At 50.1% G+C, this 13293-nt stretch carries 12 protein-coding genes; 10 read left to right on the forward strand and 2 right to left on the reverse strand.

What is annotated here, in order from left to right:
- Positions 1 to 103: 103 nt before the first annotated feature.
- From phhA to ACO6V1_RS04150, 4 genes are all read left to right on the forward strand, one after another.
- Positions 104 to 904: a phenylalanine 4-monooxygenase gene (phhA, locus tag ACO6V1_RS04135; protein ID WP_422445051.1), complete on the forward strand. Its 801-nt coding sequence runs from the start codon at positions 104 to 106 to the stop codon at positions 902 to 904.
- A 518-nt stretch (positions 905 to 1422) separates the two neighbouring features.
- Positions 1423 to 2280 (forward strand): alpha/beta fold hydrolase, encoded by an 858-nt coding sequence (locus ACO6V1_RS04140; protein WP_422445049.1) that lies wholly within the window; start codon positions 1423 to 1425, stop codon positions 2278 to 2280.
- A gap of 41 nt (positions 2281 to 2321) precedes the next feature.
- Positions 2322 to 3239, forward strand: coding sequence for a DUF4892 domain-containing protein (locus tag ACO6V1_RS04145; RefSeq protein ID WP_422445047.1), 918 nt, complete (start codon positions 2322 to 2324; stop codon positions 3237 to 3239).
- Between the two features lie 207 nt (positions 3240 to 3446).
- Positions 3447 to 3989 carry a hypothetical protein gene (locus ACO6V1_RS04150; RefSeq protein ID WP_422459052.1) on the forward strand — a complete coding sequence of 181 codons (543 nt, stop codon included), beginning with the start codon at positions 3447 to 3449 and terminating at the stop codon, positions 3987 to 3989.
- 312 nt (positions 3990 to 4301) lie between these two features.
- Here the strand turns inward: ACO6V1_RS04150 and ACO6V1_RS04155 are convergent, their stop codons facing one another.
- Entirely contained in the window at positions 4302 to 4541 is a 240-nt protein-coding gene (locus tag ACO6V1_RS04155) for a YecH family metal-binding protein (protein ID WP_163372612.1), read from the reverse strand.
- A gap of 198 nt (positions 4542 to 4739) precedes the next feature.
- On the opposite strand from ACO6V1_RS04155, the gene ACO6V1_RS04160 reads away from it, so the two are divergent.
- Positions 4740 to 5795, forward strand: a complete 1056-nt coding sequence (locus tag ACO6V1_RS04160) for an ADP-ribosylglycohydrolase family protein (protein WP_422445043.1) — start codon at positions 4740 to 4742, stop codon at positions 5793 to 5795.
- Positions 5796 to 5916: 121 nt separating this feature from the next.
- Here ACO6V1_RS04160 and ACO6V1_RS04165 read toward each other — a convergent pair whose 3' ends face one another.
- Positions 5917 to 6582: a potassium channel family protein gene (locus ACO6V1_RS04165; protein WP_422445041.1), complete on the reverse strand. Its 666-nt coding sequence runs from the start codon at positions 6580 to 6582 to the stop codon at positions 5917 to 5919.
- Between the two features lie 215 nt (positions 6583 to 6797).
- On the opposite strand from ACO6V1_RS04165, the gene ACO6V1_RS04170 reads away from it, so the two are divergent.
- From ACO6V1_RS04170 to serS, 5 genes are all read left to right on the forward strand, one after another.
- Complete coding sequence (locus ACO6V1_RS04170; protein WP_422465914.1) at positions 6798 to 9215, forward strand: DNA translocase FtsK; 2418 nt, start codon at positions 6798 to 6800, stop codon at positions 9213 to 9215.
- Between the two features lie 23 nt (positions 9216 to 9238).
- On the forward strand, positions 9239 to 9958 hold the full coding sequence (lolA, locus tag ACO6V1_RS04175) for an outer membrane lipoprotein chaperone LolA (protein ID WP_422465916.1): 720 nt from the start codon (positions 9239 to 9241) through the stop codon (positions 9956 to 9958).
- Positions 9955 to 11280, forward strand: a complete 1326-nt coding sequence (locus ACO6V1_RS04180; RefSeq protein WP_422465918.1) for a replication-associated recombination protein A — start codon at positions 9955 to 9957, stop codon at positions 11278 to 11280. The genes lolA and ACO6V1_RS04180 overlap by 4 nt, the downstream gene beginning before the upstream one ends.
- A 161-nt stretch (positions 11281 to 11441) precedes the next feature.
- Complete coding sequence (gene crcB, locus ACO6V1_RS04185) at positions 11442 to 11843, forward strand: fluoride efflux transporter CrcB (protein WP_422445033.1); 402 nt, start codon at positions 11442 to 11444, stop codon at positions 11841 to 11843.
- A gap of 148 nt (positions 11844 to 11991) precedes the next feature.
- Positions 11992 to 13278 carry a serine--tRNA ligase gene (serS, locus tag ACO6V1_RS04190; protein ID WP_422445031.1) on the forward strand — a complete coding sequence of 429 codons (1287 nt, stop codon included), beginning with the start codon at positions 11992 to 11994 and terminating at the stop codon, positions 13276 to 13278.
- Positions 13279 to 13293: the final 15 nt, after the last annotated feature.

Here is a 13293-nt window from a genome sequence, read left to right on the forward strand (position 1 = left end):
TTTCTTATGGAACAGGTTCTATTACAGGGCTTTTCAGGGGAATGAACCATCAATCCGGTGGGGTAGTGATTCACTACCTTGCTGCAAGGCCGGGGAGAGTTTTATGAAGTCATCCAAATATCAGGCCAGAAAGCCTGACGAGTCAGGCTTTATTGAATATACAGATGAGGAGCATGAAACCTGGAGTATTCTGTATCACCGACAGATTGAGTTATTGCAAGGTCGGGCATGTGATGAATACATGGACGGCATCGAAGAACTGGCCATGCCGTCAGAGCGCATTCCACAACTGGATGAAATAAACCGTGTGCTTAACGGTAAAACCGGCTGGGGGGTTGCCAGGGTGCCGGCGCTGATCTCCTTTGATCGTTTTTTTAAGCTTTTAGCCGACAAACAATTCCCGGTTGCCACCTTTATCCGCGTCAGAGATGAGCTGGATTATCTGCAGGAACCGGATATTTTTCATGAAATATTTGGTCACTGCCCTCTGCTGACCAATCAGGATTTTGCTGACTTTACGGAAACCTATGGCAGGCTCGGTCTGGCTGCCAGCAAAGAAGAGCGGGTTTACCTTGCCAGGCTTTATTGGATGACGGTTGAGTTTGGCTTATTGAATACCTCCCGGGGGTTGCGTATTTATGGCGGTGGAATTCTCTCCAGCTTCGGTGAAACGGCCTATGCCCTGGAGAGTGATATTCCCGTCAGAACCGCCTTTGACCCACTGACAGCACTGAGAACGCCCTACCGGATCGATATTTTGCAGCCATTGTATTATGTACTGGACGATATTGCGGTCCTTCATCGCCTTGGTGACATGGATATTATGGCGCTGGTCCATCAGGCGATGGCGATGCCTTTGCTTCCCCCAATGTTTGAGCCCAAGTCTGAAGAGGGTGCTGCGTGAGTCAGCATCCTGTAACTTATTGGTTTTATATTATCCAATCATAACTGTTATGCTCATTAAGGTCATAAAGAACTGAAAGTAACGGGATGCTTGGAGACATCAGACGTCAAGGCGAAGGACTGAGAGCCTGTTCGTGCAATAATCACGGTTGTGCTTTAAGCGACAATGTTCTTATTTTTTGATCTGGATCAATAAAGTGTGTGCGGGAAATACGTATTCTGTAGTCACTCCTGTAGCGGGTTGCCGAAGTCAGCAGGTCGCAGCAAAAACAAAAAAGGCGGGACCGGATTCCCTGCCGCTAAAGGAAAAAGAATATATACCACTCCAATAACAATTAAAATCGCTCTGTGCTGTCTGACAGTAGTTCCGCCCCGTTTTTACGGGGTTTCTGTTTTTGTTGCTTCCCTGTGTTAACATTCACGATTTCTCTGATAGATTGGCTGTGATTGCAATGGTCAGCCATTCGGCCTTACTTCTTTCCTAAATAAGTCAATACTTTGAATTGCAAGGAGTCTACGATGTATCCAAGGGAGCTGAACATTCAAACACCGCATTTAACATTTGCTGCGTTGGAGTGGGGGGACCCTGAGGGTGTTCCGGTGATCGCACTTCATGGGTGGCTGGATAATGCGGCCAGTTTCACTCCCATGGCCCCAAAGTTAGAGGGCATCAGGCTGATAGCTGTGGACCAGGCGGGCCATGGTCTTTCTCAACATCGTCCCGCGTGGTTCAGTTATGATGTTTGGCACTACGTTGAAGATCTGGTTTATATCGCTGAGTCATTGCAACTTGAACGGTTTGGTTTGCTTGGGCATTCCATGGGCGGTGTGGTCAGTGCGATGGCAGCGGGCTCCGTGCTGAAAGATCAGGTTGCCGGGTTGGTAGCTATTGACGGGCTTTTCCCCTGGCCAAGAAACCCTGAAGATGCTCCTCAAGCACTGGCGAACTATATCAATCAACGCAGAACACCGGTTGATCAGCTGCCAGTGACCCGCTATCGATCGAAGGAGCTGGCCGTTCGGGCCAGGGCCATGGGCCAGTTCAAAGTTTCCAGGCAATCGTCAGAACTGCTGGTGGATCGATCTATTATTCAGGATGGAGATGACTGGATCTGGACGGCAGATCCCCGTTTAAAGCTGGGATCTCCCACCCGTTTTTCCCTTGAGCAGACCCTGGCATTTCCCCGGCAGATAACCTGTAATGCTCATATGGTCTATGTTGACATTGGTCCGATCAGTGACGCTATTAACCAGTATCATCATAAGCTGCCAAATATTCATTTTCACCCGATGAGTGGCAACCATCATCTTCACATGGACGATCAGGTGGAAGCGATTGCCAATATAGTTAACTCTGTTTTAGGCAGTAAATTATGATAGTCTGAAACGTCGTTGGGGGAAGACTTGGATGGTGTTTCATGAATAAAGTGATTGTGGATATCCCGGGTCTACTGAAGACTCTTAAATCTGGCTCTTTAACCATTGCCTGCAAAATAATCAGTACCCTGCTTTGCCTGGTAATTGGCGCTTCAACCTATGCGTCGGGACTTCCAGCGTATCCTAATGCCCGCATAGAGCTTGCCATCGATGAGAACCGACAGAACCACCCGATCATTACCAATCGGATGAAGCGGGTCAACGGCGTTGTTACCTCGGATGGCGCTCAGTGGCTTGACGGGCACCTGATCAGGGACCTCTACTTTCTGCCGCCCGGGCACAGCAGCAATCAGGGCTATGAATTTTATGTCAGCCTGTTGCAAGGGGAGGGTGTTGAGACGCTGTTTGAATGCCGCAGTTTTTCCTGTGGTGCCAGTAATTTCTGGGCTAACGATGTCTTCGATATTTCCACGCTCTATGGTCAGGATAAGGAACAAGCGTTTTATATTGGGAAAAAGCTGAATGCTTTCTATACGGTCTACGCGGTGCGTCGGGGCAATGGACGCATTTATACATTGGTGGATATCTTTAAGCCCCATGACTATGAGATGGAACGTACAATCGAACAGGATGCTGGCAACAATGTCTTCAGGCTGGAACCCGGTAAATCCGGGATTGAAAAAAGTTCTGATCTGGCCTCATTTGTTACAAATATGAACATTGACTCATCAATGAATGCTCTGCTTATCATTCACAGCACGGTACCCGAGACCCTGGCAGAGCTGGATACCTGGCAGAACAAAATGGAAGTACTGCAAGAGAATATTGTTCAGCATTTAAATGAGCAGGGGATCAGCGAGTCACGACTACGCTTCAATATTTCCATTGGCACTGAAGATAATTCGCTGGACCCGGGAACAACGCCATCTTTCGGGCTTGAAATTGTGCCTTTAAATTAAAGGTCGAGTGCCATTTTCTTCAAATTGGGCTTATGTTCACGGACTTATCCGCACCTGATGATCTTTATCCGGAACTATGAGTGATTTTACAGGTCGATTTTACAGGTCGAATGTGTTCAAGCAGTGAAATAGCTGCTGATAATCAGCGATTTTAAAAGAACTCGATTTTAAAATAACTATCGTTAACTACTTTCAGATTGATCCAAAATGCAAAGCTTGCCTGCTACACCGTCAGGAGCGAATGGTTACATTAATAATCCTGGCTGTACTTTAGAAAATGATAATTGCCGTTCATCATGCCTCGGCCTGACCTGGGCCGGTGCAACTTCTACCGGTGCGGTGATTGGTTCGTGCTTACCCTTAGAAGGCACCATGGTGGCTAAAGTGTGTTTCGGTGCTCTTGCTGGTTCGGGTGTCGGTATTTTCGCAATCCTTGGAATAGGTGCCTATTTCGATGCTAAATATGGTGGCTGCTGCGGTATAATGTCTCGGGAGGCTGCTCCTGTTCACACTGATCTTTCAATTAGCAGAACAGCCCCGCAACCAGGGAGAGAGTCCATCGTGGCGGTTCAGCCCTTGCCTATGCACAACGATTCAAAGCAGACGGGATCAGACCAGGCATTGACGGTTATCAGCCTGGAGTCTAATCATTTGTTGCCAGAGCCACCTCCATCTTACGTGACGGTTATAAGCTCGCAGTTAGAGCTTCAGCCGCCACCTCCATCTTACAGAGAGATTTTTCCCAGCTAAACCATGAAGCATTAACTCGATAAAAAGTGGAGTTTACCCTGAAGCAATCAGGAGTTTATGCGATGGATGATGTAATATTGATTCAGGTCAATATGTCAGAAAAAACAATACGTATTATGGCTTACGCCTGAAGGGGAAAGAGATGGGGGGATTTCTCCAGAAAAGGCCTTTACGTCGCGGGGGAGGTGACACAAAGGCCACAAAGATGAGACAGGCAACAACAATAAAATTTTGAAACCGGTTCTTGTGACCGGTTTTTTGTTTTCTGCTCAGAAAAACTCAGATTAAAAAAAGCCCGTAAACGGGCTTTTTTTAATGACAATGGCAGTTGCAACCAATGTATTGAATGCCTTCACTGGTTTCAATCAACTTACCTTTCCCAACAAACTGATCAACCAGTTCTGCTGCTGTCAGTTCCTGTGCGGAGCAGGTGTGGTATCGGGCTTCTTCACCAAACTCTGCTGACATTGCTGTGAGGAGCGCCTCTTTACTCAGCGCAGCTTCCTGCTCTCTGATCATATTCAGTACATTGTGACCGTGTACGGATTCCATGGGCTTATTCTCATATAAATAGTGTGGACTTCAGGCAACAATACGCCGACTAATGCAATTAAATAGTCGTATATATTCGTATTAGTTTGGTATCACCATTCTGAATGCCCCTGTGTGAAATGGCAGCGAATACACTGCGGTGGTCGCTAAATTCAGCTATGTTCATGGGGTGTATACGGTTTGCAATGTGGGCTTGCTATGACTTCGACATCGACCATCAGATCATACCCTTCAAACATTGATAAACTGAGCCGGATAAAGGGTGGGGTGGCTGGCCTGCTCATTGGTGATGCCCTGGGCGTCGGCACCCACTGGTATTATGACCTGGATCAACTGGCTCAGGATTATGGCCCCTGGATTGATACTTATCAGGACCCGGCAGTTAATGGCTGCCATGGTTTTGCCAATATCAGTCATTTCCGTTATCAGCAGGGTGTCAGGGCAGGCGACGTTTCCCAGACGGGCCAGGTGATCGTATTGCTGCTTGAGTCTCTGGCCCATTGTGATGGCTTTGTACTGACAGATTTCCTTGCCCGGCTTGATGATTTCTTTGCGCCATTGTCCGGTGAGTCCTTTTCCGGGCGCTATACTGATGAATTGATGGTGGACCTGATCAGGGCACGCCGCACGGGGTTACATTGGGGGGATTCCGGGATTGCTTCGGGTTGTGACACAACCGAGGGAGCACAGTTTGTATCCCTTCTGGCCCTGGCGATTGATGACCCGGTTGAGCTGGTAGACGCTGCTGGTCAACTGCTGCAGACATTCTATCGGGAGCCTTTTATACGGCAGAATACACTGGTATTTGCCCTGGTTGTTCAGGCCATGGTCAACAGCGTTCCGCTGACCAAATTACCGGCCTGTTTAGCGGCTATGGCAAAATGCTCAGATGTGATGTCGGCAATACAGCGTTACGACCATCTACTGACTCCCGGGAATGGACAGGTGGCCTGGCAACCAGAGACCGTTCGTATAGAACCGGCCCTGCATATCAGTCAGGTTTATGGCATGGATTGCCAGCTTGTTCACCTGCTTCCCTGTGCTTACTACCTGATGCACCGCTACCCTGACCAGTTTGAGCAGGGTGTTTTGTCTGCCATTAATGGAGGCGGCAACAATATGGCCAGGGCTGCCTTAACGGGTGTGCTTCTGGGAGCGATGAATGGGCTGGAGGCGGTACCGGAGCGTTTGCTGAATGGGCTCCATAACAGTGACCGCTACTTACAGCTGGCAGACATGATGAGAGCACAGTGATGTTTCGGCAGCTATGTAGAGAATGTTTGCCGGTGAGTTTCCAGCAGAGTCTCATTGAATTTTCCCTCGTATAAGCCCTGTCGATGGCAGTTTATCCGCTGCCACCGAAACCAGGTTTGTCTTATTTCCCAACAAACCGGGCAATCATTACTGTCGGACTCAATACACCCACAATCGCTTCGAGAGATACCAGGCCCTGTGCCAGAGGGCTGAGGGGCAGAATGTCACCATAACCCAGCGTAGTCAGGGTGACAAAACTGAAGTAGAGATAATCCGGCCAGCTGGAAATACCCTGATTGGCAAGATCAAATGCCCCGGGGGTAATCAGGTTCACCAGTAAATAAAGATAACTGAACGTGATGCCCGTCAGTAAATAGAAGTTAATCGCCGCTAATAGTTTCTCGGCCTGTGGCTTAATGCTGAACAGGTGCCCGATAAGCATCAGCATCATGCCCAGGTGGAACAGCATGCTGGCTATTAAGGTGAAGAAGGGGAGCCAGTTTGGCGGGTTTGGGAACTCAACCACCGCCCTGAGTATCACGATAGTGGTGCCGGTGATCTCTAACCAGAGACGGATTTTTGGACTGTTTTCCGTCAGCGATCCGAGGGTCAGAACCAGGCTGGCAATCATCAGGCAGGAAAACAGGGTGACCCCAATGGATTGGTACTCCATGACAATAGGGGAGAACAGGATGCTGCAGGTCAGGGTGATCAACAATAGACCCATTGAAACAGCCGGGTTGCGGCTCATTCGCTGTGAGAAGTCAAGAAAGGATGGTCGAAACATGGGGGATTGGCCTTAAGGGCGCTGCCTGAAAAGAAACAGCGCTCTAAAATACCCTGCAAGCAGATCCGGGGCTACAAAAACTGTTCATTTTTACCTCATTGGTCGATGTTTGTTCTTTGTATAAGAATGGATGCAGGATTGTCCGCAGTTAAGGGCTCGTGTTATCTTCTCGGGTTAAACTACTGTGTTTATAATCAGTTATCTCAGGGAGCCGAATGGCAGGGTCCGTAAGCAAAAAGAGTCATCAGCCGGATAAGAGTCATCAACCGGATAGTGATCAATCACAAGAGCCTGTTTCCATACGATGGTGCAAGCGTACAATCCGGGGCGCAGCAGCGGCGGAAACGCTCTCATCACGAGTGCGTGAAGGCATTATGTTTGGCTGGCTGGTACTGGCCGCTTTTCTGGTATTGGCACTGGCCAGTTATGATAAGGTCGATCCCGGCTGGTCTCATGTTGGCCCGGTCAGGGATATTGCTAACAGTGCCGGCAGATTCGGGGCATGGTCAGCGGATTTGCTGCTAACCCTGTTTGGGTTTCTGGCTTGGATGGTGCCGGTTATCCTGGTGATCAAGGCGATCCGGGTTTTTCGCTACCGGCATGAAGCGGATGAATGGAATTCCTGGTTACTGCTGATTCGCAGTATGGGTTTTATTCTGTCCATTGCTTCAGGGGCTGCCCTGGCTTCACTCCATTATCATGGGTTGAGTGAACTGTTTCCCTCGTCCAGCGGCGGGATTATTGGTGAGCTGCTGATTCATCTGTTCCTGCCAGCCTTTAATGTCACCGGCAGTACACTGCTGCTGATGGCGCTGTTTCTCCTCGGTGTGACACTTTATACCGATCTTTCCTGGTTTCGTTTGATGGACAGTGTCGGCTATTGGAGCCTGCGCTTCGCCGTTTACTGCAAAGAAAAGTTGATTGCGCTCTATTTTGATTTGCAGGAGAAGCTGGCCGCCAGAAAGCAGCGGGAGCCTGAGCAAAGCGACCTGGCACCGGTGCAGGAGCCTGCATTAAAGCTGCAGAAAGACTCTATGCCACCGGCTCCACCGGTGGTTGAGAAGAGAGCCGAAAAGCCAAAGCCGGTAATAGTCCCTCCTCCGGCGAGGGAGCAAGCGCCACCTCTGGTGGAACATACCCCGCAGGGAAGTTTACCAACCGTCTCGTTGCTCGATGAAGCCCGCCCCTCCGGCAAGGCCATGAGTCCAGAGTCTCTGGATGCCATGTCCCGGTTGCTGGAACTGAAGTTGAAAGACTTCAGTGTCGATGTCCAAGTGGTTGCTGTCCATCCAGGGCCGGTTATCACCCGTTTTGAGATTCAACCGGCCCCCGGTACCAAGGCCAGTAAAATTACCAACCTGGCCAGCGACCTGGCCCGTTCTCTGGCGGTGGTCAGTGTCCGGGTGGTGGAAGTGATTCCCGGAAAGTCAGTAATGGGGATTGAGATTCCCAATGATGACCGCGAAACCGTTTTCTATAGCGAAATTATTTCATCCAGGGCGTTTGATGACGCCCAGTCTCCGGTCAGCCTTGCCCTGGGACATGATATTTCCGGTCAGCCGGTGATTGTTGACCTGGCTAAAATGCCGCACCTTCTGGTGGCCGGTACCACGGGTTCCGGTAAGTCCGTCGGTATCAATGCCATGATCCTGTCCATGTTGTTCAAGTCCAGCCCGGAAGATGTGCGGTTGATCATGATTGACCCGAAAATGCTGGAGTTGTCCATCTATGATGGCATTCCGCATCTTCTGGCACCGGTAGTGACGGACATGAAAGAGGCAGCCAATGCCCTGCGCTGGTGTGTTGCCGAGATGGAGCGTCGTTACAAGCTGATGGCACATCTGGGGGTTCGTAACATTGCCGGTTATAACCGCAAGGTGAAAGATGCCCTGGAAAGGGGGGAGCCGCACCGGGATCCCTTCTATCAGCCGGTATCAGCGGAAGATGTGGCACCAGAGTTAGGCACGCTGCCCTTTATCGTGGTCGTGGTTGATGAATTTGCCGACATGATGATGATTGTTGGTAAAAAGGTTGAAGAGCTGATTGCCCGTATTGCCCAAAAGGCTCGGGCAGCGGGTATTCATCTGATTCTGGCCACGCAGCGCCCATCCGTGGATGTGATTACCGGTCTGATTAAGGCCAACGTTCCTACTCGCATCAGTTTCCAGGTGTCCAGCAAGATTGACTCCCGAACCATTATCGACCAGGGTGGCGCTGAGCAGTTACTGGGCCACGGTGACATGCTCTATCTACCCCCGGGAACCAGTGTTCCTGTCCGAATTCACGGGGCTTTTGTTGCTGACGATGAAGTGCATCGGGTGGTGGCTGACTGGCAGCTGCGGGGAACGCCGGATTTTGTGGAAGAGATTCTCAATGGTGTCAGTGAGAGTTCGGAAGGCAGTGCATTTTCGGGCGGGCTGGATAACAATGAGCAGGATCCTCTTTACGATGAAGCCGTGGCTTTTGTTACCGAGTCACGCAGGGCGTCCATTTCTTCGGTTCAAAGGCAGCTGAAGGTAGGTTATAACCGGGCGGCCCGAATGATTGAAGCCATGGAGGCGGCAGGTGTTGTCAGCCCGGCATTGACTAACGGCAATCGTGAAGTGATTGCTTCACCACCGCCCAAGCATTAATTATCCAGATTAAGTTCCTGTTTATGATCAAGAAAACGCCGTTATTGACTGTTTTACCACTGGTTTTTGCCATCAGCATGCCAGTCTGGTCTGCTGAGCAGGCGTCAACTCATTCATCCATGCTGGCCAGGGCACAGAGCAGTACGCCGGCCAGTATAAAACATGATCAGAAAGCCGCTGATGCGCTGGCTCAAAAGCTGCAGGCCATGAATACGGTCAGTGCCAATTTTTCTCAAAGTACCATTGATAAAAGCGGACGCTCCAAAGTTGAGAAGGGGAGTATGCAACTTAAGCGGCCAAATCAGTTCCGCTGGCATATCACTTCACCGTTTAACCAGGAGATTATTGCTAAAGATGGCAAGCTCTGGATGCTTGATCCTGACTTTAAGCAGGTGGTGATTAAAAAGATGGACAATCAGTCAGGACCGACCGCCGTGCAGCTACTGAGTGGCGATGCCAGTGAGTTTCTGATGGAGTACGCGGTGACTCGAATGAACTATGGCCCGGAGGTGGTTTATACCTTGAAACCCGGTAAAGCGTCCGATCTTTTTGAAAAGCTGGAGATCCATTTTTCCAGGGAGGAGATTTCAGCCATCACGATTGTGGACTCTCTCGGTGGTAAGCGACGAATTGATTTTACCCGGGTGAAACTCAATCAACCGGTGGACAATACACTGTTTGAACCTGACCTGCAGACATTAGAGAAGGCCGGTTTTGATATTATTGATGAGAGCAGGGTATGACCTCACTCTTTGATGCCCCTGCTTCCGGTCGCTATGAACCCCTGGCGGCAAGGATGCGCCCCGGAGTCCTCGATGAATACCTGGGCCAGGAACATATTCTTGCCAGAGGCAAGCCCCTGCGGGAAGCGCTGGAGCAGGGTATGCTCCATTCCATGATTTTCTGGGGGCCGCCCGGCGTTGGCAAGACGACGCTGGCAAGGTTGATTGCGACAAAAACCGATGCCCATTTTGAAACCCTCTCTGCCGTACTTTCCGGGGTTAAAGACATAAGGGAAGCAGTAGCAAGGGCTAAGGATGAACAGCGTTTTTACCAGCGGAAAACAGTGCTGTTTGTGGATGAGGTTCACCGGTTTAACAAGTCGCAACAGGATGCATTCCTGCCTCATATAGAAGACGGTACCGTTATTTTTATCGGGGCCACCACCGAAAACCCATCGTTTGAACTTAACAATGCATTGCTCTCAAGGGCCAGGGTCTACGTACTTAAGCCGCTGGGGGAAGAGGCCATTGGCCAACTGGTTGACCAGGCTTTGACCAATGAAGAGCGAGGTCTGGGCGGCAAGGGTATTCAGCTGGAGCAAAGCGCCAGGGATATTCTGATTCGCTATTCTGACGGCGATGGTCGCAAGGCGCTCAATACTCTGGAGGTTGCATCGGATCTGGCTGAGAACGGCATTATCACGTCTGAGGCGGTTCAGGCCATTCTTGCCGATACCGGGCGACGTTTCGACAAAGGCGGTGACGCGTTTTACGATACCATTTCAGCTTTTCATAAGTCCGTTCGCGGCTCCAATCCCGATGCCGCACTCTACTGGGCCGCTCGAATTGTTGATGGGGGAGGGGATCCTCTCTACGTGATTCGTCGGCTGGTGGCTATTGCCAGTGAGGATATTGGCAATGCTGACCCGAGAGCACTGGAGATTGTTATTAATGCCTGGCAGGCATTTGAGCGGTTGGGTGCGCCGGAAGGACTGTTGGCCATGGCCCATGCAACGGTCTATTGCGCCTGTGCACCAAAAAGTAATGCCGTTTATAAAGCCTGGAAAGCGGCATGGGACGATGTAAAAAGTCATCCATCCTATGAGGTGCCTCATCACCTGCGGAATGCACCGACTCAATTAATGGGCAGCCTTGGCTATGGTGCTGGTTATCGCTATGCCCATGATGAGCCCAATGCCTATGCCGCAGGGGAGCGTTATTTTCCCGAAGAGATGGATGTGCCGGACTATTACCAGCCGAATGATCGCGGATTGGAGATTAAGATCAAGGAAAAGCTGGCCTGGCTGAAACGGCTTAATAAAGAGAGTACAGTAAAGCGGTAGTTTTTATATTATCCAATCATATATTCACAATTTCAAATAAACGACACAACCTGAATTACTTAACTTGTTGATTTTAGGTTGCCTGGCCTTTTGATATGGTTAGAACCGTTTCATGGCGATGACTTCAAAATTCTCTATCCCTCATCTGAAAGGAAGCTCTGATGCAATACCCGTACTTGCTGAACTACCTTGCTGTAGCAGCCGGTGGAGCCCTTGGGGCACTGGCGCGTTCTCTGGTTTATGAGTGGTATGCAAAATCCGGAAATGATCAGTTGTTTCCACTACCGACCTTAACGGTAAATATTATTGGTTCGTTGCTTATCGGGATTGGCTGGTACTGCCTGGTAGAGAAAAGCCTGCTTCCTGCGATCTGGAAAGATTTTGCCACCGTAGGCTTTCTGGGGGCATTAACCACCTTTTCTACGTTCTCACTGGATATTTTCCGGCTTTTTCAAGCTGATCGGTTGGTTGAGGCAATCGTTTATATGCTGGCCAGTGTGACTCTGTGTCTGGTTGGTACCTGGTTGGGTTATCAGGGCATACGGGTGATCCTGAACGGTTAACGGTCCTGACTTCCTGTTTATTATCTTTATCGAATGTCGCAGAGTCATGGTGTATTATCAGCAGGCTATCCGTGACAAGAATGGTAAACGTTTAAAGCGTCTGCCCGGATAAGAAAACCATCGTCCAATCAGTTAATTTGGTAGGAATATGCTAGACCCCAAAATCGTTCGCAGCAATCCTGAAGCTGTGGCGGAACAGCTGTTGAAGAAGCACTACAAACTGGATATTGAGCGTCTGGTTTCTCTGGAGGAGCGTCGCAAGTCGCTTCAGGTTAAAACTGAGCAGCTGCAGAGCGAACGTAAGTCGGGTTCCAGGGAATTTGGCAAGATCAAGGCCCAGGGCGGTGATGTTTCCGCGCTTAAAGAGCGCATGGATCAGGTGAATGCCGAACTCAAGGAAAATGAGCAGGCCCTGACCGAACTGCAGGAAGCATTGAATAACCTGCTGCTGGAAGTGCCTAACTTGCCAGACAGCTCTGTACCAGAAGGTAAAGACGAAAACGACAACGTACTGGTTCGTACCTGGGGTGAGCCACGACAGTTTGAGTTTGATGTCAAAGATCACGTTGATCTGGGTGAAGTTCTTGGCCTGGATTTCGAAGCGGCTGCTCATATTTCCGGCTCCCGGTTTGCCATGCTGCGTGGCAAAATTGCCCGCCTGCACCGGGCTCTGTCTCAGTTTATGCTGGATGTTCAGACCACTGAGCACGGCTATGAAGAAGTTATTACCCCGCTGCTGGTTCATGATAAAGCCCTGTATGGCACTGGCCAGCTGCCCAAATTCGGGGAAGATCTGTTCAAAACCGCCTGTGATGATGATTCCGGTGCTGACCAGAAGCAGTTTTTCCTGATTCCTACGGCAGAAGTTACCCTGACCAACCTGGTGCGTGAACAGATTGTTGAAGCTGATCAACTGCCCATTCGTCTGACGGCTCACACGTCCTGTTTCCGAAGCGAAGCGGGCAGTTATGGTCGTGATACCCGTGGCCTGATCCGTCAACACCAGTTTGAAAAGGTTGAGATGGTGCAGATCGTCCATCCTGACAAGTCCTATGAAGCGCTGGAAGAGATGACAGGGCATGCAGAAGCCATTCTCCAGAAGCTGGGGCTGCCTTATCGCGTTGTGGCACTGTGCGGTGGCGATATGGGCTTTGGGGCTGCCAAGACCTACGACCTTGAAGTCTGGCTGCCCGCCCAGAATCAGTACCGTGAAATCTCTTCCGTCAGTAACTGTGTTGATTTCCAGGCACGTCGAATGATAGCGCGTTTCCGCAACGAATCAGGCAAGCCTGAGCTGGTTCATACGCTGAATGGTTCAGGTCTTGCCGTGGGTCGTACTCTGGTGGCGGTACTGGAGAATTACCAGGATAAGGATGGGCGTATCCATATTCCTGAAGCACTTCAGAGCTATATGGGAGGAATTAGTATTCTCTAGGAGATCAGCAGGGTG

The sequence above is a fragment of the Endozoicomonas sp. ALC013 genome (genome assembly GCF_049310205.1).
GTDB lineage: Bacteria > Pseudomonadota > Gammaproteobacteria > Pseudomonadales > Endozoicomonadaceae > Endozoicomonas.